General features: G+C 58.6%; 25 protein-coding genes. 20 read left to right on the top strand and 5 right to left on the bottom strand.

Annotated features, from left to right (window positions below):
- Positions 1 to 66 precede the first annotated feature (66 nt).
- From mgrA to ACJ5NV_RS03135, 6 genes are all read left to right on the top strand, one after another.
- A complete protein-coding gene (gene mgrA, locus ACJ5NV_RS03110; RefSeq protein WP_411642159.1) occupies positions 67 to 1,122 on the top strand; it encodes an L-glyceraldehyde 3-phosphate reductase in 1,056 nt (351 codons plus the stop codon).
- Positions 1,122 to 2,720: a glycoside hydrolase family 43 protein gene (locus tag ACJ5NV_RS03115; RefSeq protein ID WP_411642160.1), complete on the top strand. Its 1,599-nt coding sequence runs from the start codon at positions 1,122 to 1,124 to the stop codon at positions 2,718 to 2,720. The genes mgrA and ACJ5NV_RS03115 overlap by 1 nt, the downstream gene beginning before the upstream one ends.
- A 45-nt stretch (positions 2,721 to 2,765) precedes the next feature.
- On the top strand, positions 2,766 to 3,575 hold the full coding sequence (locus ACJ5NV_RS03120; RefSeq protein ID WP_411642161.1) for a TolB family protein: 810 nt from the start codon (positions 2,766 to 2,768) through the stop codon (positions 3,573 to 3,575).
- Between the two features lie 48 nt (positions 3,576 to 3,623).
- Positions 3,624 to 4,217: a nicotinate-nucleotide adenylyltransferase gene (locus ACJ5NV_RS03125; RefSeq protein WP_411642162.1), complete on the top strand. Its 594-nt coding sequence runs from the start codon at positions 3,624 to 3,626 to the stop codon at positions 4,215 to 4,217.
- Positions 4,217 to 5,680 carry a D-alanyl-D-alanine carboxypeptidase/D-alanyl-D-alanine endopeptidase gene (dacB, locus tag ACJ5NV_RS03130; protein ID WP_411642163.1) on the top strand — a complete coding sequence of 488 codons (1,464 nt, stop codon included), beginning with the start codon at positions 4,217 to 4,219 and terminating at the stop codon, positions 5,678 to 5,680. The genes ACJ5NV_RS03125 and dacB overlap by 1 nt, the downstream gene beginning before the upstream one ends.
- A 122-nt stretch (positions 5,681 to 5,802) precedes the next feature.
- Complete coding sequence (locus ACJ5NV_RS03135) at positions 5,803 to 6,099, top strand: hypothetical protein (RefSeq protein WP_411642164.1); 297 nt, start codon at positions 5,803 to 5,805, stop codon at positions 6,097 to 6,099.
- Between the two features lie 68 nt (positions 6,100 to 6,167).
- Here the strand turns inward: ACJ5NV_RS03135 and ACJ5NV_RS03140 are convergent, their stop codons facing one another.
- Together ACJ5NV_RS03140 and ACJ5NV_RS03145 are read right to left on the bottom strand one after the other, a co-directional pair.
- Entirely contained in the window at positions 6,168 to 6,350 is a 183-nt protein-coding gene (locus tag ACJ5NV_RS03140) for a PLDc N-terminal domain-containing protein (RefSeq protein ID WP_411642165.1), read from the bottom strand.
- Positions 6,351 to 6,444: 94 nt separating this feature from the next.
- The gene (locus tag ACJ5NV_RS03145; RefSeq protein ID WP_411642166.1) at positions 6,445 to 6,864 is read right to left on the bottom strand and encodes a tellurite resistance TerB family protein; all 420 of its coding nucleotides are present in this window, start codon (positions 6,862 to 6,864) and stop codon (positions 6,445 to 6,447) included.
- Positions 6,865 to 6,974: 110 nt separating this feature from the next.
- Here ACJ5NV_RS03145 and ACJ5NV_RS03150 point away from each other — a divergent pair, with 110 nt between their 5' ends.
- From ACJ5NV_RS03150 to ACJ5NV_RS03175, 6 genes are all read left to right on the top strand, one after another.
- Positions 6,975 to 8,546 (top strand): lysine--tRNA ligase, encoded by a 1,572-nt coding sequence (locus ACJ5NV_RS03150; protein ID WP_411642167.1) that lies wholly within the window; start codon positions 6,975 to 6,977, stop codon positions 8,544 to 8,546.
- A gap of 112 nt (positions 8,547 to 8,658) precedes the next feature.
- Positions 8,659 to 9,063 (top strand): DUF4864 domain-containing protein, encoded by a 405-nt coding sequence (locus ACJ5NV_RS03155; RefSeq protein ID WP_411642168.1) that lies wholly within the window; start codon positions 8,659 to 8,661, stop codon positions 9,061 to 9,063.
- Positions 9,064 to 9,192: 129 nt separating this feature from the next.
- Positions 9,193 to 11,484 (top strand): glycosyl hydrolase family 28-related protein, encoded by a 2,292-nt coding sequence (locus ACJ5NV_RS03160; RefSeq protein ID WP_411642169.1) that lies wholly within the window; start codon positions 9,193 to 9,195, stop codon positions 11,482 to 11,484.
- A gap of 221 nt (positions 11,485 to 11,705) precedes the next feature.
- Positions 11,706 to 12,500, top strand: coding sequence for an urease accessory protein UreD (locus ACJ5NV_RS03165; protein ID WP_411642170.1), 795 nt, complete (start codon positions 11,706 to 11,708; stop codon positions 12,498 to 12,500).
- Between the two features lie 3 nt (positions 12,501 to 12,503).
- Positions 12,504 to 12,806: an urease subunit gamma gene (locus ACJ5NV_RS03170; protein ID WP_411642171.1), complete on the top strand. Its 303-nt coding sequence runs from the start codon at positions 12,504 to 12,506 to the stop codon at positions 12,804 to 12,806.
- A gap of 45 nt (positions 12,807 to 12,851) precedes the next feature.
- Positions 12,852 to 13,157, top strand: coding sequence for an urease subunit beta (locus tag ACJ5NV_RS03175; protein WP_411642172.1), 306 nt, complete (start codon positions 12,852 to 12,854; stop codon positions 13,155 to 13,157).
- A 101-nt stretch (positions 13,158 to 13,258) separates the two neighbouring features.
- On the opposite strand, the gene ACJ5NV_RS03180 is transcribed toward ACJ5NV_RS03175, so the two are convergent.
- The gene (locus ACJ5NV_RS03180) at positions 13,259 to 13,984 is read right to left on the bottom strand and encodes a hypothetical protein (RefSeq protein WP_411642173.1); all 726 of its coding nucleotides are present in this window, start codon (positions 13,982 to 13,984) and stop codon (positions 13,259 to 13,261) included.
- Between the two features lie 129 nt (positions 13,985 to 14,113).
- Here ACJ5NV_RS03180 and ACJ5NV_RS03185 point away from each other — a divergent pair, with 129 nt between their 5' ends.
- The 8 genes from ACJ5NV_RS03185 to ureG all read left to right on the top strand — a co-directional run bounded on the left by ACJ5NV_RS03185 (position 14,114) and on the right by ureG (position 19,434).
- Positions 14,114 to 14,434, top strand: coding sequence for an antifreeze protein (locus ACJ5NV_RS03185; protein ID WP_411642174.1), 321 nt, complete (start codon positions 14,114 to 14,116; stop codon positions 14,432 to 14,434).
- A gap of 10 nt (positions 14,435 to 14,444) precedes the next feature.
- Positions 14,445 to 16,205, top strand: a complete 1,761-nt coding sequence (ureC, locus tag ACJ5NV_RS03190) for an urease subunit alpha (protein WP_411642175.1) — start codon at positions 14,445 to 14,447, stop codon at positions 16,203 to 16,205.
- A gap of 304 nt (positions 16,206 to 16,509) precedes the next feature.
- Positions 16,510 to 16,737 (top strand): DUF1127 domain-containing protein, encoded by a 228-nt coding sequence (locus ACJ5NV_RS03195; protein ID WP_411642176.1) that lies wholly within the window; start codon positions 16,510 to 16,512, stop codon positions 16,735 to 16,737.
- Positions 16,738 to 16,760: 23 nt separating this feature from the next.
- A complete protein-coding gene (locus ACJ5NV_RS03200) occupies positions 16,761 to 17,339 on the top strand; it encodes a hypothetical protein (protein WP_411642177.1) in 579 nt (192 codons plus the stop codon).
- Positions 17,336 to 17,794 carry an urease accessory protein UreE gene (locus tag ACJ5NV_RS03205; protein ID WP_411642178.1) on the top strand — a complete coding sequence of 153 codons (459 nt, stop codon included), beginning with the start codon at positions 17,336 to 17,338 and terminating at the stop codon, positions 17,792 to 17,794. The genes ACJ5NV_RS03200 and ACJ5NV_RS03205 overlap by 4 nt, the downstream gene beginning before the upstream one ends.
- Positions 17,766 to 18,419 (top strand): urease accessory protein UreF, encoded by a 654-nt coding sequence (locus tag ACJ5NV_RS03210; protein ID WP_411642179.1) that lies wholly within the window; start codon positions 17,766 to 17,768, stop codon positions 18,417 to 18,419. Before ACJ5NV_RS03205 ends, ACJ5NV_RS03210 begins: the two co-directional genes overlap by 29 nt.
- Positions 18,416 to 18,823, top strand: a complete 408-nt coding sequence (locus ACJ5NV_RS03215) for a DUF3995 domain-containing protein (protein ID WP_411642180.1) — start codon at positions 18,416 to 18,418, stop codon at positions 18,821 to 18,823. The genes ACJ5NV_RS03210 and ACJ5NV_RS03215 overlap by 4 nt, the downstream gene beginning before the upstream one ends.
- Positions 18,820 to 19,434 carry an urease accessory protein UreG gene (gene ureG / locus ACJ5NV_RS03220; RefSeq protein WP_411642181.1) on the top strand — a complete coding sequence of 205 codons (615 nt, stop codon included), beginning with the start codon at positions 18,820 to 18,822 and terminating at the stop codon, positions 19,432 to 19,434. The genes ACJ5NV_RS03215 and ureG overlap by 4 nt, the downstream gene beginning before the upstream one ends.
- A 60-nt stretch (positions 19,435 to 19,494) precedes the next feature.
- On the opposite strand, the gene ACJ5NV_RS03225 is transcribed toward ureG, so the two are convergent.
- Together ACJ5NV_RS03225 and ACJ5NV_RS03230 are read right to left on the bottom strand one after the other, a co-directional pair.
- The gene (locus tag ACJ5NV_RS03225) at positions 19,495 to 20,199 is read right to left on the bottom strand and encodes a hypothetical protein (protein ID WP_411642182.1); all 705 of its coding nucleotides are present in this window, start codon (positions 20,197 to 20,199) and stop codon (positions 19,495 to 19,497) included.
- A 108-nt stretch (positions 20,200 to 20,307) separates the two neighbouring features.
- A complete protein-coding gene (locus tag ACJ5NV_RS03230) occupies positions 20,308 to 20,760 on the bottom strand; it encodes a YdcF family protein (protein WP_411642183.1) in 453 nt (150 codons plus the stop codon).
- Between the last annotated feature and the right edge of the window lie 117 nt (positions 20,761 to 20,877).

Raw genomic sequence — 20,877 nt, forward strand, 5'->3', positions numbered from 1 at the left:
TGCTGATTGACTTTGATCGGCTTGCGTGGTGGCTTCGTGACGAAATCGTTTTAGGGAGGGGGAGCGATGACTTATCAACCAGCTGAAAATCGCTATGACCGCATGGTATATCGCCGGTGCGGAAAATCGGGGCTGAGGCTGCCTGCGGTCTCTTTGGGGTTGTGGCATAATTTTGGCCATGACACCCCGCATGAAACCAAGCAAGAGATTTGCCGCACGGCCTTTGATCATGGGATCACCCATTTCGATCTGGCCAATAACTACGGCCCGCCGCCCGGATCGGCTGAACATGCGTTCGGGTCCATTCTGGCGGAGGATTTCAAAGGCTATCGTGATGAGCTGATCATCAGCTCAAAGGCCGGCTATCTGATGTGGCCCGGCCCTTATGGTGAGTGGGGCAGCCGGAAATATCTGATCGCCTCTTGTGATCAATCGCTGACACGGATGGGATTGGATTACGTCGATATCTTTTATTCCCATCGCTATGATCCTGATACCCCGCTGGAAGAAACCATGGGCGCGTTGGATTATATCGTGCGGTCGGGCCGGGCGCTTTATGCCGGGATTTCGTCTTATAATTCCGAGCGCACGCGCGAGGCTGTGGCGATTTTGAAGGATCTGGGCACGCCTTGTGTCATCCATCAGCCATCTTACAATATGCTGAACCGCTGGGTCGAACGCGATGGCTTGAAGGATACTTTGCAAGAGTTGGGTGTGGGTTCCATTGCCTTTACCCCATTGGCGCAGGGCATGCTGACCAAGAAATATCTGGGCGGTATTCCAGAGGATAGCCGCGCCAGCCAAGGCAAATCACTGGCCCCCACGATGCTGACCGACAATGCGATTGCGAATATCCAAAAGCTGAACGAGATCGCTGAATCTCGTGGCCAGACCCTCGCGCAGATGGCGATTGCCTGGGTGCTGCGTGACGGTGGGATCACCACGGCGTTGATTGGGGCGTCAAAGCCTTCGCAGGTTGTGGATTGCGCGGGCGCGATTGGCAATCTGGATTTCACTGCGGATGAGTTGGCTGAGATCGACAAATATGCGGATGAGGAGCAGATCAACCTGTGGGCGCAATCGGCCGAGCAGACCAAAGGCGCGGCGGAACGGAATAAGTAATGATACGCAATCCGATCCTGCCCGGCTTTCATGCTGACCCGTCCTTTTGCCGGGTGGGCGAGGACTATTATATCGCCGTGTCCACCTTTGAATGGTATCCGGGTGTGCAGATTTACCATTCGCGCGATCTGGTGAACTGGGATCTGGTGGCCCGTCCGCTAAACCGCGCCGCCCTGCTGGATATGCGCGGCAATGGTGACAGTTGTGGCATCTGGGCGCCGTGCCTGTCCCATGCGGATGGGAGGTTCTGGCTGGTTTATACGGATGTGAAGCGGCTGGATGGCGCGTTCAAGGATGCGCCAAACTATATCACGACCTGCGCGACGATTGACGGCGATTGGACCGACCCGTGGTATGTGAATTCCAGCGGGTTTGACCCGTCGCTGTTTCATGATGACGATGGCCGCAAATATTTCATGAATATGCAGTGGAACCATCGTGGCCCCGGCACGGGCGGGAACCCGGCGCATGCGTCATTTGATGGTATTTTGTTGCAGGAATGGTCGCCGGAGAAGGGCCTGTTCGGTCCGGTCCGGAACATCTACGCGGGCACGGATCGCGGGCTGACGGAGGCACCGCATATTTTCAAACGCAATGGCTATTATTATCTGACGACTGCCGAAGGTGGCACGGGGTATAACCATGCGGTGACGCTCGCCCGGTCGCGGGATATTTGGGGGCCTTATGAGGATCACCCGGACAAGCATGTAATCTGTGCAAAGGGATCAGACGGACCGATCCAGCGCACGGGCCATGGTCAATATGTGGAAACGCATTGGGGCGGGCATTATCACACATTTCTGATGGGCCGCCCGTTGCAGGGGCCGCATGGCCCGTTTTGTGCGCTGGGCCGCGAGACCGGGATGGAGGAGGTCGTCTGGCGTGACGATTGGATGTATCTGAAAGCTGGTGGGATGGTGCCCCGTGTCGACGTTCCCGCCCCGGTGGCGGTGGAACCGCGCCCTGCGGTTCCTGTGAAACGTGCGTTGCAGGGTAAGCTAGCCCCGGAATTCCAATGGCTGCGCACGCCTGAAACGGCCCGTATTTTTCGTGAAGAGCCCGATGCGCTGGTCCTGATCGGTCGCGAAAGTGTTGGTAGCTGGTTTGAACAGGCGCTGGTGGCGCGGCGACAGGAGCATCATGCGTATCGGGCCGAGACGCTTTTGGATGATTTTGATCCGCAGAACTATCAGCAGGCCGCAGGGCTGACGACCTATTACAACAGGCACAAGTTTCACGCGGCGCTGGTGACGCATCGTGCGGATGTGGGGCGCGTTCTGATGCTGATGTCCTGCCCCGGTGATTGGCCAGAGGCGGCGCTGACTTATCCGGCGGATGATGTGCCCATGGCAGATGGCCCTTTGGAGATTGCTGTGGAGGTCAACGGGCCGGTGCAGCAGTTCTATTATCGCCAAAGCGGCGATTGGGTGACCTTTGGTCCGGCGTTGGATGCGTCTGTGATATCAGACGAGGGTGGCCGGGGTGAACATGCGTCCTTCACCGGGGCTTTTGTGGGAATGCTCGCCTTTGATACCAGCGGTGCGGGCACAGAGGCGCGGTTCACGCAGTTTGATTATCTGCCGGGGGCGGTGGTTTGAAAACCACCTTACGATGTGGTGTCTGTCATGCGCAGTGAGCTGTGCTTGTATGATCTAGCGACCGCGCAGGTGACTGTGTTGTTGGCGCATGAGGGTCATATCGAAGCACCGAATTGGCATCCTGACGGTTATTTGATCGTGAATGGCGGTGGGCGGTTGTTCCGTGTGTCGCTGGACGCCCCGGCGCTGGAAATGATCAACACCGGATTTGCGGTGCGCTGCAACAATGATCATGGGATTTCGCCGGATGGGGCGCGGTTGGTGATCAGTGACAGCAGTCGCACCGATGAAAGCTGTATTTACACGCTGCCTGTTGGTGGCGGCACGCCGGAGCGCATCACGGCAGAGGTGCCATCCTATTGGCATGGCTGGTCCCCGGATGGCCGTACGCTGGCCTATGTGGGCCGCCGGGGGGGACCGTTTTGCTTGCTGACCTGTCCAGTCGGCGGTGGCGCTGAAACGGTGGTGACCGAGGCGTTCGATCATGTGGATGGGCCGGATTACACGCCGGATGGCAAGTGGATCTGGTTCAATGGCGAACGTGATGGTGCGGTTAATCTGTGGCGCATTCGCCCCGATGGGGCGGGTCTGACGCAGATGACTGATGATGCAACCGTGAACTGGTTTCCGCATCCGTCGCCTGATGGCACGCATATCCTTTATCTGGCCTATCCACCTGGCACGCAGGGTCACCCGGCAGAGCTGGATGTCGCGCTGTGTCTGATGCCTGCGGCAGGTGGAACGTCGCAAGTTTTGCTGCGTCTTTACGGCGGGCAAGGGACCATCAACGTGCCGTGCTGGGCGCCCGATGCTGGCCGTTTTGCCTTTATGCGCTATATCCGTTCCGGGGTTTGATTTTTCCGTAGCAATCTGATTTTGCTATAACGGGGAAAAGGAGATGGCGTGAACGGATTTCCGGCTGCAAAGGCGGGACAGATGATTGGTTTGCTCGGCGGGTCGTTCGATCCGCCGCATTCAGGTCATGTGCATATTACCCGCGCGGCGCTGCGGCGTTTTGGGCTGGATCGTGTCTGGTGGCTGGTGTCGCCGGGTAATCCGCTCAAGTCCGATGGTCCGGCACGGCTGGCTGATCGGATGCAGGCGGCCCGTGCCATTATGCGTCACCCGCGTGTCACTGTGACTGATCTGGAAGCAAAGCTCGGCACGCGCTACACGTCGCAGAGCCTGCTGCAACTGCGCCGCCGTTATCCCGGTGTGCGTTTCGTCTGGCTGATGGGGGCGGATAATCTGGCGCAGTTCCATCGCTGGCAGGACTGGCGCTGGATCATGGAAGCGGTGCCAATTGGCGTGCTTGCCCGGCCCGGTGATCGGATTTCAGCGCGCATGTCCAAGGCCGCGCGGGTGTATCGCGCGGCGAAACTGCCCAAGCAGGCCGCCCATTCTTTAGGCCAGCGGGACGCGCCGGCCTGGGCCTTTGTCAATCTACCGATGTCGGATCAATCGTCATCGGCCATACGTGCACGGGGAGAGTGGTGATGCGGCTGACGCGGCGGGGCATGATCATGGGGGCGGCTTCGACTTTGGCTACGGGTGCGGCGGCAGAGCCGCTGGCCACATCCCTGCGCCCTGTGGCCCGCAACATGACCGTCGGTTGGTCGGCGCGCAAGATCGCCCGGGCCAGGCTGTCTGGGGATGTTGGGTTTGTCATTGCTGATGCGCAGACCGGGGAAGTGTTGGAGGCGGTTGCGCCGGATATGCCCTTGCCTCCTGCCAGTGTCGCCAAGACCTTTACCTCGCTTTATGCGATAGAGACTTTGGGGCAGGGGCATAGGTTTACCACGCGGGTGCTTGCCGATGGCCCGATTTATAACGGCATCCTGCATGGGAACCTGATCCTGGCGGGCGGTGGTGATCCGAATCTGGTGACCGATGATCTGGCCGTTTTATGCAGCGCGATGAAAGACAGCGGGCTGCATGAGGTGAAGGGCGATTTTCTTGTTTGGGATAATGCGCTGGTCAATCTCGATGAGATCGACACCACGCAGTTGGACTATCTGGGCTATAACCCGTCCGTTACTGGCCTGAACCTGAATTTCAACCGTGTGCATTTTGAATGGAAGCGGCAGGAAGAAGAAATCGTCACCGTGCTGGATGCGCGCAGCGCGCGGTATAAGCCGGTTGTCACAACATCCCGGATGGAGGTTGTTGATCGCCCTCACCCGGTTTTCACCTATCGCGATGCGGGCGAGGTTGACGAATGGACCGTGGCGCAGCGCTTTTTGAATGACGCCGGGTCCCGCTGGCTGCCGGTGCGCCACCCTGCACTTTATGCGGGCGAAGTGTTTGCAACCTTTGCCCGAAGCCACGGGATTATCCTGAAACAACCGCAAGAGATTGCCGATGTGCCCGACGGGCGTGTGCTTGCCGCCTATGATAGCGCGCCGCTGACTGATATGCTGCGCGGGTTATTGGACTATTCCACCAATATCACCGCCGAGGCGGTGGGGCTTGCCGCGACGGTGGCGCGCACGGGGCAGCATCGGGGGCTGCATACCTCTGCCATGGGGATGGCCCGCTGGGCGTCGTCGCGCGTTGATGGGATTGCGCCGTATTTTGTGGATCATTCGGGGCTGGGTGATGGGTCCCGGGTTGCGGCCCGCGATATGGTGCGTCTGCTGGTTGCGCCCGATGTGCGCCCGGCGCTGCATCCGATCCTGAAAGACATTCCCTGGCTTGGGCAGAATGGGGCCGCGCAGCGCCCGCAGGACGGCCAGTTACGGGCCAAGACCGGGACGCTGAATTTTGTCTGTGGCCTGGCAGGCTATCTGCGCACGGCGGGTGGCCGTGATCTTGCCTTTGCGATGTTTGCGGCTGATCTGGCGGCCCGTGAAGAGGGTATTCGCCGTGGCGGCGAACGCCCACCGGGTGCGCGTCGCTGGAATACTGCTGCCCGTAATTTACAGCGCGAATTGTTGCAGCACTGGGCACGGGCTGTGTAACCGGCAACCGCGCAATTATGTCATATGACAAAATTGTTTGGAACGTTTTCTGTGAACGCAAAGTTATCTCATCAATAGGAACTGCAGCGACACGCTGCGGCGAGATTTGAAGGAGATGACCGATGAAAACAGGTCTTACAATCGTTGGTGTTGTGGCAATTGCCGCAATCGCACTGTTTGGGTTTTACATGGTTGATATCGACCAGACGCAAGAAGCGCGCCTGCCTGATGTGGACGTCAGTGTTGAAGGTGGTCAAGCGCCGGAATTCGATGCTGATGTAGGTACCGTCAATATGGGTCAGACAGACGTTGAAGTCGAAGTGCCAGAAGTTGACGTGCGCACCACGACGGAAACTGTTTCTGTTCCGACGCTGAGCGTTGAGCCGCCAGCAGAAGACGATCCGTCTGACGAAAGCTAATACAGCACTTTTGACGAGTAACGTGTTGACGATAAAGGCGGTCCCCCAATCGGGGGCCGCTTCTGTTTTTATGCTGCCTTTTGCGTCCGCGGCCCGGCGACTACCCAAATGATAAAGCCGATCACAGGCAAGACGATGATGAGCAGGGTCCAGACCGTTTTGTTCACCGTTGTTTCTGCGGATGTGACAACTTGTAAAATCGCATAGAGTGCGCAGAGCACTATAATGATACTAATAAACGCAAGGGGCATGTATTCTGTCTTTTGTGATGAAGGCGGAAATCGCAGACCAAAGACTGGCTGCCTAATGCGGGGAAACTGTGGCGGCGATCCGAGTGACGCCTCGTCAGAGTGTCATGTGCCTTGCACGAGCCCCGCGTTCGATGGCTGCGGCGTGTAGCCTGTCAAGTTCAAGCTCTTCCCTGATTTCTTGCAGCATGCGTGCCTCAGCCCCGGCGATTTTGCCGTCGGCGGCGGCCACATCGCATGACAGCGCGTAAGCCGTTTCAAAAAGCCGTTCTGGCAGCGCGTCGCGGATCAGGCCAAAGAGCGCCTCTAGCCCGTCTTCCTGTTCGAGCAGATCGAACACCATTCGCGACATGCGCGGCAAACGTTCCTGATCATAGCCTGCGAAGATCGGCAGATGATTAATTGCGTTGCTCATCTTGACCAATTCGGCAGTGCGAATGTTCTCATCCGAGGCGGACACAGCGATCATCAGCGCCACGAGCGCGTCTTGGGCTGTCATGGGGGCGTCTTCGATCATGCAATTGTCCTTTGGTTGTTACCTACCATTTATTGACCCCGTGCCTTTGCCGCAATAGGGAGTGCGGGTGTAAACGCCATGATGACATGGCCGAAAATGTGAGCAAGACAATGAGCAATTTGCGTGACGCTGCGATGACGTCGAAAGCCTGGCCCTTTGAAGAGGCCCGCGCATTGCTGAAACGATACGAAAAAGCACCACCCGAAAAGGGCTATGTGCTGTTCGAAACCGGCTATGGCCCATCGGGTCTGCCGCATATCGGCACCTTTGGTGAGGTGCTGCGCACGACGATGATCCGCCGCGCCTTTGAATTGATTTCGGACATTCCGACCAAGCTGGTATGCTTTTCCGACGATTTGGACGGTATGCGCAAAGTGCCCGGTAATGTCCCCCAGCAAGAGATGCTGGCTGAACATATTCAAAAGCCGCTGACATCTGTCCCTGACCCATTTGGAACCCATGACAGCTTTGGCGATCACAACAACGCCATGCTGCGCCGGTTTCTGGATACTTTCGGATTTGAGTATGAATTCTACTCAGCGCGCGAATTTTACCGCTCTGGTCAGTTTGACGATGTGCTGCTGCGCGCTGCTGAACGTTATGATGACGTGATGAAAGTCATGCTGAAATCCTTGCGCGAAGAGCGTCGTGGGACCTATTCGATCTTTCTGCCGATCCATCCGGAAACGGGTCGTGTGCTTTATGTGCCGATCAAGAATGTGGATGCGGCCAAGGGCGAGATCACGTTTGATGATGAGGACGGTCGCGAATGGACCCTGCCGGTGACCGGTGGCAACGTAAAGCTGCAATGGAAGCCTGATTTCGGTGCCCGCTGGGCGGCGCTGGACGTTGATTTTGAGATGTATGGCAAGGAACACGCTACCAACACGGCGATCTATGACCGGATTTGTGAAATTCTCGGCGGGCGCAAACCGAACCACTTTTCTTATGAGCTATTCTTGGATGAGAAGGGCCAGAAGATCTCGAAATCCTCTGGCAACGGCATTTCGATTGATGAATGGCTGACTTATGCATCGACGGAATCGCTAAGCTATTTTATGTATCTGAAGCCCAAGACGGCCAAGCGGATGCATTTTGATGTGATCCCCAAAGCTGTGGATGAATATCATCAGCAGTTGCGTGCCTATGCTGGACAGGACGATACGGCCCGGTTGAACAATCCGGTGTTTCACATTCACGGCCATAACGTGCCTGCGTCGGATATGGTTGTGCCCTTTGCGATGCTGTTGAATCTCGCCTCTGTTTCCGGGGCCGAGGATAAAGAAACGCTTTGGGGCTTTATTCAGCGCTATGCGCCCTATGCTTCGGCTGAAAAGAACCCGCAGATGGATCAGGCGGCGGGCTTTGCCGTGCGCTATTACAATGATTTCGTGAAGCCGACCAAAGTCTATCGCGCCCCGTCAGATCAAGAGCGCGCGGCGCTGGAGGATCTGGTCGCACGTCTGAAAGCCTGGGATGGCGGGCTGGATGCTGAGGAGCTGCAAACCATGGTCTTTGCGGTCGGCAAGGACCATGGGTTTGATCCGCTGCGCGCATGGTTCACAGCCCTTTACGAGGTGCTGTTGGGTTCCTCACAAGGCCCACGGTTTGGTGGGTTCATCGCCCTTTACGGGGTTGATGAGACCGTCGCGTTGATCGAGGGCCGTTTGGCCGAGGCGTGATCGCATAAGTCCTGATCGTGACATGATCTGCCGGTTCTTTTTTCAACCCAAAAGAGAACCGATCTCTGTCCTGCGCCGTATAAAATATAGCAGCAGGCAGCGGAGGATGATTATGAAACGGTTATTGAGTTTGATTTTAGGTGCTTGGGTAGCGATGACCGCTGCTGCTGCGCAAGGCGCTGATCCGATCAACGATGTGATCGGTGGTCAGTTGCAATCTTTCAATGATCGCGATGTGCAGGGCGCGTGGCATTATGCCAGCCCGACGATCAAAGATTTGTTTGGCGATGCCAGAAACTTTGGTGTGATGGTCCAGCGCGCCTATCCGATGGTCTGGGACAACGCGGATGTCCGGTTTCTGGATCGTCGCGAGATCGCCGGGAACCTGTGGCAAAAGGTGATGATCCGTGATGCGCAAGGTGGCTTGCATATGCTGGACTACCAGATGATCCAAACCCCGGATGGCTGGCAAATCAACGCTGTGCAGCTATTGCGCGCACCTGATATCGGCGTCTGAGACCCGATCCGTTGCATGTCCTACCGTGACGGTGGTGTCAGCCTGAATTCAGACCTCTGACGTAGTTCTCTTGGCGATGGTCCGGCTTTGTCCTGACCTTCTCAATCTGACTGCCAAGAGGATCCAACCATGAACAAAGCGATTACTGACGGTATTGTATTTAACCCACTGCCCTTTGCGGCAGGGCTCGGGGTCTGGTCGAGCGGAAACGGCACGCCGGGATCAGATACTTATGCGGTTAGCGGCACGGGTGTCTTTGTGGCCGCAGATCAGGATTTCGCAGGCTGCCTGGAAGTGCTGAAAACCGCCCCTGTGTCCTATGTCCGCTATATGGGCGAAACACCGATCCTGCCGGGCTGCTATTTGCATGTGAAAGCGCGGGTCAAAGCTGTTGGCGGGCCACTGCCTGCTGTGCGCATTTCGGGCTGGGCCGGGCAGACTGGCGGTGCGCAGGTGCCGGGTCTGCCAGCCTTCGGGCCTGCGGTGCAGCTGACGGCCTATGGCGAGGTCGTCGAAGTGACCGCGATCATCGCCACAGCGGATCGCACGGGCGTGGATATGGTCTGGACCGGGGCGGATTACGGCCATTTGGGGGTGGACCTGACCGGCCCGTCCGGCGGGTTGGTGCGTGTTGATGATATTGAAATCACCGATGTCTCTTCGCTGTTTACCCGTGATCTTATCGCGCTGGTCGATGTGCGCGACTACGGCGCAAAGGGTGATGGCGTCACAGATGACAGCGCGGCTTTTGATGCGGCGGATGCAGCGGCGGCGGGGCGCACGGTGATGGTTCCGGCAGGGGACTACCTGCTGGCGAACAGCGTGACGATGGAAAACCGGGTGAAATTCGAAGGCCGAATTGTGCAGGCGGCGCAGCATCGGTTCATCCTGCAACGCGACTATAATTACGACACTTATCTGGAAGCGTTCGAGGATGAAGAGCTGGCCTTCAAGAAGGCCTATCAGGCGCTGATCAATTTTGCTGATCATGAATCGCTTGATCTGAGCGGCCGCCGTATCCTGCTGTCGGAGCCGCTCGACATGCAGGGCTGTGATCCGGATACCGTCCGGTTTGAAACGCGCCGCGTTATCCGCAACGGCCAGTTTCAGCCTGCCGACGGGGCCGCGTGGGATAGCAGCGTTACGATATCGCAGGCGTCCTATTCGGCCTCTGACAACACCCGGCTAACCAATGTGGTCAACATCGCGACCATTCCGGTCGGGTCATTGGTGCAGGGCAACGGCGTCGGGCGCGAGGTCTATGTGACGGCGGTCAATGTCAGCGCGCAGACGCTTGAGCTGAGCAATGCGCTTTACGATGCTGAGGGCAGTCAGGAGTTCACCTTTACCCGGTTCAAATACATGTTGGACTTTTCGGGGTATGAAAAGCTGAGCCAGTTCATTCTGGATGATATCGAATTTCAGGGGCGCGGTGTGGCCAGCGGGATCATGATGGCCCCGGACGGGTTTACCTTTCAGCTGCGCGATTGCTTTATCAACAAGCCAAAGGATCGCGGGCTGACCTCGCCCGGTCGGGGCTGTCAGGGCATGATGATTGACCGGTGTCAGCTGATCTCTGACGAGCAAGCGGTGCCGGTGGCGGCCCGTGTCAGCGTGGGGTTCAACGCCAACGCCAATGACGTCAAAATCCGCGACAACCGTGTCAGTAAGTTCAAGCATTTCTGTGTGCTGTCCGGGGCGGGTTCGTTGATTTCGGGCAACCACTGGTTTCACGGTGATGATGAAGTCAATGGCGTGCGCAAGGGTGGCATCGTGATTACGCTTCTGAACCCGAAAAGCATCTTCACCGGCAATTACTGCGATAATAACTTCATCGAATGGACAAACGAGCATTCCAGTGAGCCAGCGCTGGGCAGCCAGTTTTCCTTTGGCGGAATGACGATCACCGGGAATATGTTCACCACCAATGATGTGGCGGATTGGTTCAATTTTATCGTCATCAAACCTTACGGCCCGAACCATTACATCAACGGTTTCGCGGTTCTGGGGAATGTGTTCCGGTCGCTGAACGGCAGGATCGACCGGGTAGAACATGTGGATACGACCTTTGCCGATCTGGATTTCAGCCGAACGCGCGGGTTGGAATTTGCAGGCAATACGTTCCACAATGTGAATGAACGGGTCGCCAACCCTGTGACCCTCAGCCACACACAGGCGACCGAGGCTACGACTTGGGTCATGGATACTGACGACTTTTTGCCTTTTGGCGGGCGTGCGAAATACGTGGAATCAGTAATGCCGGATGGTCAGATCACAAATGCGGGCGGGACCCGTGTGCATGATCTGCCGTGGGCCGTGGGGGAACAGGGCCCGAGCTGGCAAAGCGTGCATTTGAACTGGTCGCAGCCGGTCAAAGGCAAGGTGCGCTATCAGGTGCGGATGGATGAGACGGACGACTGATCCGGTCTGAGATTTATCGAAAGGGGCGCTTTCTGAGCGCCTCTTTTTTTATCTTATCGCCTAATATTTAATCTTCACTATGTCCGATCTGCCGGTGTCTGTGCCGCGTGTCGCGTCACCACTGGTCAATTTGCCATGTTTTCGGGCAGTTTCCCAAGCGTTGACTTTGAAATTCGGGTGCTGCCATCACGTATGCCGCGCAAATCAGGACCGGCGCGCCGGTGTCCAACGCGCCCCGCGCGGAGGGGACGCTGCGGCTTGCGGTCAAGAAGCGTGGCAACGCATCTGTGATATCTTCCCTGCGGCAACAAGGCTCTTTGAAGGCGCTGTTTCCCCATCGCGGGCGTGACATGCTGGATGCTGTGTTTCTGAACACCGCTGGCGGGCTGACCGGCGGTGATGTGATGGAGATTTCTGTCGCAGCAGAGGAAGGTACATCGGTTAGCGTTTCCTCTCAAGCGGCAGAGCGCGCCTATCGCGCGCAGCCCGGCCCGGCGGCGCAAATGAATGTGCGCCTACAGGTCGGCAAAGCGGCGCGGGCGCATTGGCTGCCGCAGGAAACGATCCTATTTGACGGGGCAGCGCTGGATCGTCGGCTGCATGTTGATCTGGCCCCGGATGCACGGGCGTTAATTGTTGAACCGCTGATCTTTGGTCGGGCGGCAATGGGTGAAACCCTTCAAAATCTGCATTTCACGGATCAATGGCGGGTGCGCCGCGACGCTCAGCTTGTCTTTGCTGACGCGGTGCGGATCACTGACGCAACGCTTGCGCGGATGCAGTCTGCGGCGCTGACATCGGGTGCGATTGCGATGGCGACTATCCTGCTGGCTGCCCCTGATGCCGCCGCTTTTGCCAGTGTGGACCTGCCCCCAGAGGCAGGTATCAGCCTGATTTCCGATGATCTTTTACTGGTTCGCATGCTGGCCGCCGACAGTTTTATCCTGCGCAAGACATTGGTCCCGCTGGTCGAAACCCTGTCACAAAGCCCTATTCCCCGTGTCTGGAGACTATAAAGAATGCAATTAACCCCCCGCGAAAAGGACAAGCTGCTGATCGCGATGGCCGCCGAGGTTGCCCGCAAGCGGCTGGCCCGTGGCGTAAAGCTGAACCATCCCGAAGCGATTGCGCTGATAACCGATGCGGTGGTCGAGGGCGCGCGCGATGGCCGCTCTGTCGCGGATATGATGGAGGCGGGCGCGCAGGTGATCACCCGCGATCAGGTGATGGATGGCATCGCCGAGATGATCCACGAGGTGCAGGTGGAGGCGACCTTTCCCGACGGGACAAAACTGGTGACGGTGCATGATCCGATCCGCTGAGATGCCTGTGAGAATTTGGAAAGATAAGACATTGGGGAGCGCGACATGAAACCGGGTGAAGTCATCGTGGCAGAGGGCGAAATCGCCCTGAACGCCGGTGCGGAAGAACTGGTGCTTGAAGTGGCCAACACCGGTGACAGGCCGGTGCAGGTCGGATCGCACTACCATTTTGCGGAAACGAACCCGGCGTTGGATTTTGACCGGGACGCGGCGCGGGGCATGCGGCTGAACATCGCTGCGGGGACTGCAGTGCGGTTCGAACCGGGACAACGGCGCGAGGTTGTGCTGATTCCCATATCAGGTGCCCGCCGGGTTTTTGGATTCAACGCTCAGGTGATGGGTGATTTGTGAAATATTTCAGTGGTGTAGTTGATTTTTCGAAATTTGCGCTGCAGTGCAGAATGCTGCTGCACCCGCAAATGAATCCGTCTATGGTTGTGATGTGATTTGAATCAGCAACTTGAGGGAGTAGATATGACACCATCAATCGCACTGACCGTTTCCGCCCAACTCGCCCGCGCCTCTAGCGCGATGATCGGGCAGCAGATGCGCCTGACCAAGGCGGTGATCGAGCAGGCCGCCGCTACACAGCGGGCCATGATGACACCGATCTGGCCAACGAAAGCCCCGAAAACCACCCCGCCGGCTGCGCCCGGTGCGCCGGCCGCTAAAACGGCACCGGCTGCGAAACCAAAGCTGGTCGCCTCAGCAGAGAAAGCACCAGCCAAGGCGCCTGAAGCAAAGACAGAAAAAGTAAAAGCTGCTGCACCGGAGTCCAAGCAAGCGACCGAAACACCTGCGGCAAAGCCTGCCAAAAAAACTGCACGCAAGGCGGCGACAAAGCGGGTGACGAAAACCGCCCAGACAAAGGCCGCGCCAAAATCAACGCCCAAAACCGCCGCTAAACCCGCTGCCACGGCGGCGAAATCAACCGAAACGCCAGCGGCTGCCGAAGCGACCGCGCCGGTAGCAGATACGAAGCCAGCCGCAGCGCCTGCACAGGCCGCATCTGCCGCAAAAACGAAACCCGCATCCACCCCAGCAACTGAAACAAAGACCGCCGCCCGTGGCAAATCGGTGTCTATATCGGATGCCCCGTGGGACGGTGAAAAGAAGCGCGAGAAAACCTGACCGTTGCCACATATGCCTGCCCCGATCTCTTGTGTGGATTTCGCCATCCTCGCCCCTACTGCTGGGGATCGGGCACGCTATGTGTATTGTAATTTGATCATCGCGCCTGTGCGCGAACCCGGCCGCATAGCGCGCAGGGGAACCGGATCAGAGATTACCGTCACAGGAGATGCACGATGATGAAAACCACCAATCCGCTCGCCTTTTGGTCCAATGCTGTAGAGCTTGGGTATCTGATGGCCGAAGCCCAAGCCGTAATTGCCATGCGCGTGATGGGCATGGCGGGGGTCTGGTCCGTCACTGGCGGGGAAGATTCGCGGATGATTTCCGAAAAAGCGCAGGCGGTCAGCCAGTCCACCACCAATGCGACGCGCGCGGCTATGGCCGGGCGCAGCCCGGACCAGATCGCCGCCGCAGCGATCAAACCCTTTCGCCAGAAAACCCGCGCCAATGTAAAACGCTTGCAGAAACGCGGCCCGAAGATACCGAAAATATAGGAAATTACCCATGCCAGCCACACTCTCGCGTGCTGATTACGCCGCCATGTTCGGCCCCACTGTCGGTGACCGGGTGCGCCTTGCCGATACTGACCTGATGATCGAGGTAGAGCGGGACCTGACGGCAGAACGCGCGGGGGCTGCCAGCACCGGGGGCAGTGGCAGCAATGCGATGCTATATGGGGAAGAGGTGAAATTCGGCGGCGGTAAGGTAATCCGCGACGGGATGGGGCAGTCACAGGCCACGCGGGCCGAAGGCGCGGTTGATACGGTCATCACCAATGCCCTGATTGTGGACTGGAGCGGGATCATCAAGGCCGATGTGGGCCTGAAGGACGGGCGCATCGTCAAGATCGGCAAGGCGGGCAACCCGGATACACAGCCCGGCGTAGATATCATCGTCGGTCCGGGGACCGAGGCGATTGCCGGCGAAGGCCGCATCCTGACGGCAGGCGGGATCGACAGCCATATCCACTTTATCTGTCCGCAACAGATCGAAGACGCGTTGCATTCCGGCCTGACCACAATGATCGGTGGCGGGACCGGCCCCGCCCATGGCACCTTGGCCACGACCTGCACCCCCGGCCCTTGGCATTTGGGGCGTATGATGATGGCGGCGGATGCTTTTGCGATGAACCTGTGCTTTGCAGGCAAGGGTAATGCCGCGCTGCCCGCCCCGCTGGAAGAGCAGGTGCGCGCAGGTGCGGCCTGTCTGAAGCTGCACGAAGATTGGGGCACAACGCCTGCCGCCATTGATAACTGCCTGTCCGTGGCAGACGCGATGGATGTGCAGGTGATGATCCACACTGATACGCTGAACGAAAGCGGCTTTGTCGAAAACACCGTGGCAGCGATGGAAGACCGCACGATCCACGCATTCCATACCGAAGGCGCAGGCGGCGGCCACGCGCCTGACATCATCAAAATCTGCGGTCAGCCGAATGTGATCCCGTCTTCGACCAATCCGACCCGGCCCTTCACCGTTAACACGGTGGATGAACATCTGGACATGCTGATGGTCTGTCACCATCTGGATAAATCCATCCCCGAAGACGTGGCCTTTGCCGAAAGCCGCATCCGGCGCGAAACCATCGCGGCCGAGGATATCCTGCACGATATGGGTGCGTTTTCGATCATCGCCTCGGACAGTCAGGCCATGGGCCGCGTGGGCGAGGTGATCATCCGCACATGGCAGACCGCCGATAAGATGAAAAAACAACGCGGGGCGCTGCCGGGCGAAAAGGGTGACAATGACAACCTGCGCGTCCGGCGCTACATCGCAAAATACACGATCAATCCAGCCATCGCGCATGGGATTTCATCCCATGTAGGCTCTGTCGAGGAAGGCAAGCGCGCGGATCTGGTGTTGTGGAACCCGGCGTTTTTCGGGGTGAAACCGGAAATGATCCTGATGGGTGGTACGATTGTTGCAGCACAGATGGGCGATCCCAACGCGTCGATCCCGACACCGCAGCCGGTTTATTCCCGGCCCATGTTCGGGTCCTACGGGCGGTCGGTGGAACATTCCGCCGTGACATTTGTTAGCGCCGCCGCACAGGATTCGGGCATTCGCGATAGCCTTGGACTTGCCAAGCAGACGCTACCCGTGACCAATACACGCGGGATCGGCAAGCGCGATCTGAAGCTGAACGATGCCCTGCCAGAGATGGAAGTGAACCCCGAAACCTACGAGGTGCGCGCAGATGGTGAATTGCTGACCTGTGAACCCGCAAAGAGCCTGCCGATGGCGCAGCGGTATTTTATGTTTTGAATGAACAGCCTGACAGAGCGTTCGGATCTTAGGTGTGTAGGTTGAGCAATTTCATCCGCCCGGCGGTACGTCGGGCAGCCCCCGTCCGCCCTTATGGGCGGGGACTGCACTGCCGTCGTTGGGACCATACTAATGCATTCAAATTCACCGCCATTGCCCCTTGGCGCAGCGTTGTTTCATGAATTAGGTTAATGCGTGTTGCGTCTGGTGCAATGCTGCACTGCAGAATTGAGCCTTGTCATGCGGCCGAAATGGACCAAAATAAGAGGCGGGAGGAACGACAATCTAATGCAAGAGGCGTTCCATGGCATATCAAGCCGACAACACACTGATTACAAACCGCGAAATGCTGGGCGATCTCCTGGCCAAACCGTTTGTTGCCCTGTTCAACGCGCTGACCGCAATGGCCGAGCGGGATTCACGTCTGCTGCGGCTGCGCGCTCTGGCCGAGATGTCCGAAGAAGAACTGGCGGCAAAAGGAACCACGCGGCGCGAAGAAACAGCGCGCATCATGGGTGGCCGTTTCATCTAGGCAGCCACGCTGCATTCGCCTTTTTGGCGCTGCTGACCCCGGCTACGGGGTCGGCTGCATGCGTTACAGCAGCGGATCTGGCGCAGGGCATCCGGGTCGATAAGGACACCGGCAGCTTCGAAATCTACCGCACGCTGCGCCCCGGCGTGGTCGGGCTGACGATCTGGTACGATGACCAGACCGGCTCTGAGGTGGAGCTTGCCAAGGGGCTTTACAGTCTTGGCTTTACTGATTTTTTCGCGGGTGAGGCGGACCCCGAAACGCGCACCACCTTCACCTATCCCATGGCCCCCGATGACATGCCCTTACCGGTCGCGCAGGGCGGTTGGCAGACCAATAGCAGTGTCGCGCAGCCCGCAGGCCGCTATGAAAAAACCTTGTCCGCTACATGGGGGCAATTGGACAATATTTCTGTCAATGGCTGCACCTATGCCACCATATCTGGCAGCTTGCGCTATATCAGCGAGGGCTATAGCACAGAGGAAGGTTTGATCTACCTTCCGGATCTGGGCGTCAGTTCAATGCTTTACTTCACTGATGCGGAATCGGATGCGCCGCTGCCACAAAAAATCACCAGTATTTCAGTGGTGACCGGCCCATGACCGCCATTGCCTATCGCACCCACAGCCACGCCCATGGCGATGTGGCGGATACGGTCAGCCTAACCTATGACGCCCGCCTGCTGCGGCGCAAACGGCTGATCAGCGCGCGTGGCGAACCGTTTCTGGTGGACCTGCCGCAGACCAGTTCTGTCGATGCGGGTCATGTCTTTGTGCTGGAGGATGGACGCCAGATTGCGGTGGTGGCCGCAGATGAACCGCTGATGCGCGTGACAGGTGATCTGGTACGGCTGGCTTGGCATATCGGCAACCGCCATGCCCCTTGTGCGATCACATCGGATGGATTGGTTGTGCAGCGCGAAAAGGTGATGCGCGCGATGCTGGAACAGCTGGGCGCGACGGTCACCGATTTTGACGGGCCTTTCACACCCGAAGGCGGGGCCTATGGCCATGGTCGCACGATGGGCCATGACCACAGTCATTCCCATGCGCACTGACCATCTGCTGACCCTGACCCAATGGCTGTCGCCGTCCTATCCGGTGGGGGCTTTTGCGTGGTCGCATGGGCTGGAACGTGCGATCCAGCGCGGCGATGTGAGTGATGCGGATAGCCTGTCCGATTGGCTGCACGCGGTGCTGACCGATGGGGCGGGGCGCAACGATGCGATCTTGCTTTGCGTGGCGCATGGGGCAGCGGATATCGCACCGGTGGCCGAACTGGCTGTGGCGCTGGCCCCTTCGCGCGAACGCCGGATGGAAACCGTGCAGCAAGGTGCGGCCTTTGCAGCCACGACCCGCGCGGTCTGGGGGCTGGACCTGCCGGATATGGCCTATCCGGTTGCCGTGGGCCGGGCGGCGGGGCTGATGGGGCTGCCGGTGGTGCCCACGGCGCAAGTTTGGCTGCAGGCTTTTGCCAGCAATCTGATACAGGCGGCGCAGCGGCTGATGCCGCTTGGCCAGACCAAAGGTCAGCATGTGCTTGCTGGGCTGAACCCGATCTGTACCCAGATCGGGGAGGCAGCGGCGCAATCAGGGCTTGATGATCTGGGTGCGGCCACCTTCGCCGTCGATATCGCATCAATGCAGCATGAATCCCAAAGCCCGCGACTGTTCCGATCATGATGGTGCTTGCCATTTTGATGTCGCTGATCCTTGGTGCGGTTGCTTTGCTGCATGTGTTTTGGGGCTTTGGTATCTGGCTACCCATCCGGGATGAGGCGGCCCTGACCCGTGCCGTGGTCGGCGCGCGGGGTGTGACGCGGATGCCCGGGCCGATCCCGTGTTTTCTGGTCGCACTGGCCCTCGGCCTCGTGATCGCGGCACTCTGGACACAGGGGTGGATGATCAGCCGGATCATTCTGTGGCTGGCCATTGTGGTATTCCTTGGTCGCGGGCTGCTCGCCTATACCAAACACTGGCGTAAGATGACGCCCGAAGAACCTTTTGCCACCTATGACCGCCGCATCTATGGGCCGTTTTGCCTGATGCTCGCCGCAGGTCTTGCACTGACTATTTTCGGAGGATGAACATGTCGCCAAATGGACCATTGCGTGTGGGGATCGGCGGGCCGGTGGGCGCGGGGAAAACGACCCTGACGGCGGCGCTGGCCAAAGCGTTGAAGGATCAGGTCAGCCTTGGTGTGATCACCAATGATATTTACACGCAGGAAGACGCCGAAGCCCTGATGCGGATGCAGATCCTGCCTGCCGACCGGGTGATGGGTGTCGAAACCGGCGGCTGTCCGCATACGGCGATCCGCGAGGATGCGTCGATCAACCTTGCTGCCATCGCCGAGATGCGGCAGCGGCATGTCGATCTGGAACTGGTCCTGATCGAAAGCGGCGGCGATAACCTGTCGGCTACATTTAGCCCGGAACTGGCGGATGTGACGATCTATGTCATCGACGTGGCCGCGGGTGAGGAAATCCCGCGCAAGGGTGGCCCCGCGATCACCCGTTCGGACATCCTTGTGATCAACAAGACGGATCTTGCGCCTCATGTGGGGGCCTCGCTGGATGTCATGGCGCGCGATGCGGCACGGATGCGGGGTGATTTGCCAGTGGTCTTTGCCAGCCTGCGGCAGGGGCAAGGGGTAGAGGGTGTGATCGGGTTGCTGCGGACAATCGGCGGGCTGTAGCCTCAACCTACAGCGTTTCGACTTTAACTTCAGGCATGCGGCCTGACAAATCGAAATGCTTTATTCGCCAAAAAGCGCGCGCAGCTCTTTGCGGCCAAAGGTATGGGTGCGCCACAGCTCTACCTTCAGGGCGCTGCCCTGATCCCCGGTCAGCCCTTGCACCGCGCCAATGCTGACCCGGTATTCTTCATTCAGGGCAAAGCTGATCGCCGGGCTGATCTTGGCGTAATAATCGTCGCTATAGCCTTCACCGGTCTGCAATTGCAGGCTGACGGTCCAGCGGTCGTTCAGGTGATGCCCCCATGTGAAATCCGCCTTGGGCCGAAAGCTTTGGTCCACCGTGCCATAGCTGGCGGTTGTATCAATCGCCAGCCAGCCGTTATCCAGCCCCCGCCCCCATGAAAACCCGCCGCGCACCATCCATTCAAGCGGACTATATTCATCAATGCGCGCGCCATAGCCAAGGCTTGCTGCATAGCGATCGCGCGCGTCCGTGTCGCCCAGCGGAAAACTGAGAAAGGCAAAGCCTGTGTGGATGCGCCCCTGATCCGCCGTGTGGTAATCCAGCCCGACAGTCATCAGCTCTGTCAGCCCGTATTCCGCATAGAAGGTCGGATCATAATGCACCGGCAGCTGCGCCCCATCGGACAGCAAAAAATTCCCGCCCTGCGCGGTAAAAACCTGCCCCCGTTCACGCGGCCATGGCCCGGCGGCACCCTGCTGGGCGGCCAAGAGTAGACCAATAATGACAAATATAAAGCCCATGGCAGCACCTGACCCCTGCGGTCAGACTGATGCAGCGTGGTTAACGCGCCGTTAAGATCACTTATAGCGTTATGCGAAATGCCTAAGACAGGTCTGTCGCATAACGCTTTAGATACGGGGGATGCGCCGCAGCCGCAGCGCATAGGCGGGCCGGGCCAAAGTCTCGCGCAGGTGCTGCCGCAGGGCGATATGCGGCAGATCGGGGCAGGACAGCTGCGGGCGCAGGTGAAAATGGCGCGCGACCATCGCGGCGCGGCGGGCGTGGTAACGATCTGTGATGATCAGCACATCGCGGCCGTCGAACAATGCGCGCGCGTTGCGGATGTTTTCAAGGGTTGTGGTTGATTGATCCTCTAACCTGATCGCATTCTCCGGGACACCATCGGCCAGCAGCAAATCCGCCATCGCTGCGGCCTCGCTTGGGGGATGCTGCCCGATCCCACCACAGGGTATGATCAGCGGTGCGGCACCCTGATGCCAAAGCATCGCCGCATGGGCCGTCCGCCTTCGCAGCGTCGGTGAAGGTCCGTCCGGCCAGACGGCGGCACCAAGGATCAGCATTGCATCCATCCCGTTGACATAGGTTTGACGCGCGACCCTGAAAAGGGTGTAAATACATTGACAACCGTACAACCCCGCGCGTGTTAAGATTGACAAATCCGCCCTGATCCCGCGCAG

The organism is Loktanella agnita (assembly GCF_046640325.1).
In the GTDB taxonomy this organism is placed as follows: domain Bacteria; phylum Pseudomonadota; class Alphaproteobacteria; order Rhodobacterales; family Rhodobacteraceae; genus Yoonia; species Yoonia agnita.

Coding starts and splice junctions, on each gene's coding strand:
- mgrA (WP_411642159.1), top strand. CDS start 67: ATGACTTATCAACCAGCTGAAAATCGCTATGACCGCATGGTATATCGC.
- ACJ5NV_RS03115 (WP_411642160.1), top strand. CDS start 1,122: ATGATACGCAATCCGATCCTGCCCGGCTTTCATGCTGACCCGTCCTTT.
- dacB (WP_411642163.1), top strand. CDS start 4,217: ATGCGGCTGACGCGGCGGGGCATGATCATGGGGGCGGCTTCGACTTTG.
- ACJ5NV_RS03135 (WP_411642164.1), top strand. CDS start 5,803: ATGAAAACAGGTCTTACAATCGTTGGTGTTGTGGCAATTGCCGCAATC.
- ACJ5NV_RS03140 (WP_411642165.1), bottom strand. CDS start 6,350: ATGCCCCTTGCGTTTATTAGTATCATTATAGTGCTCTGCGCACTCTAT.
- ACJ5NV_RS03145 (WP_411642166.1), bottom strand. CDS start 6,864: ATGATCGAAGACGCCCCCATGACAGCCCAAGACGCGCTCGTGGCGCTG.
- ACJ5NV_RS03150 (WP_411642167.1), top strand. CDS start 6,975: ATGAGCAATTTGCGTGACGCTGCGATGACGTCGAAAGCCTGGCCCTTT.
- ACJ5NV_RS03155 (WP_411642168.1), top strand. CDS start 8,659: ATGAAACGGTTATTGAGTTTGATTTTAGGTGCTTGGGTAGCGATGACC.
- ACJ5NV_RS03160 (WP_411642169.1), top strand. CDS start 9,193: ATGAACAAAGCGATTACTGACGGTATTGTATTTAACCCACTGCCCTTT.
- ACJ5NV_RS03170 (WP_411642171.1), top strand. CDS start 12,504: ATGCAATTAACCCCCCGCGAAAAGGACAAGCTGCTGATCGCGATGGCC.
- ACJ5NV_RS03175 (WP_411642172.1), top strand. CDS start 12,852: ATGAAACCGGGTGAAGTCATCGTGGCAGAGGGCGAAATCGCCCTGAAC.
- ACJ5NV_RS03180 (WP_411642173.1), bottom strand. CDS start 13,984: ATGGCGAAATCCACACAAGAGATCGGGGCAGGCATATGTGGCAACGGT.
- ACJ5NV_RS03185 (WP_411642174.1), top strand. CDS start 14,114: ATGATGAAAACCACCAATCCGCTCGCCTTTTGGTCCAATGCTGTAGAG.
- ureC (WP_411642175.1), top strand. CDS start 14,445: ATGCCAGCCACACTCTCGCGTGCTGATTACGCCGCCATGTTCGGCCCC.
- ACJ5NV_RS03195 (WP_411642176.1), top strand. CDS start 16,510: ATGGCATATCAAGCCGACAACACACTGATTACAAACCGCGAAATGCTG.
- ACJ5NV_RS03205 (WP_411642178.1), top strand. CDS start 17,336: ATGACCGCCATTGCCTATCGCACCCACAGCCACGCCCATGGCGATGTG.
- ACJ5NV_RS03210 (WP_411642179.1), top strand. CDS start 17,766: ATGACCACAGTCATTCCCATGCGCACTGACCATCTGCTGACCCTGACC.
- ACJ5NV_RS03215 (WP_411642180.1), top strand. CDS start 18,416: ATGATGGTGCTTGCCATTTTGATGTCGCTGATCCTTGGTGCGGTTGCT.
- ureG (WP_411642181.1), top strand. CDS start 18,820: ATGAACATGTCGCCAAATGGACCATTGCGTGTGGGGATCGGCGGGCCG.
- ACJ5NV_RS03225 (WP_411642182.1), bottom strand. CDS start 20,199: ATGGGCTTTATATTTGTCATTATTGGTCTACTCTTGGCCGCCCAGCAG.
- ACJ5NV_RS03230 (WP_411642183.1), bottom strand. CDS start 20,760: ATGCTGATCCTTGGTGCCGCCGTCTGGCCGGACGGACCTTCACCGACG.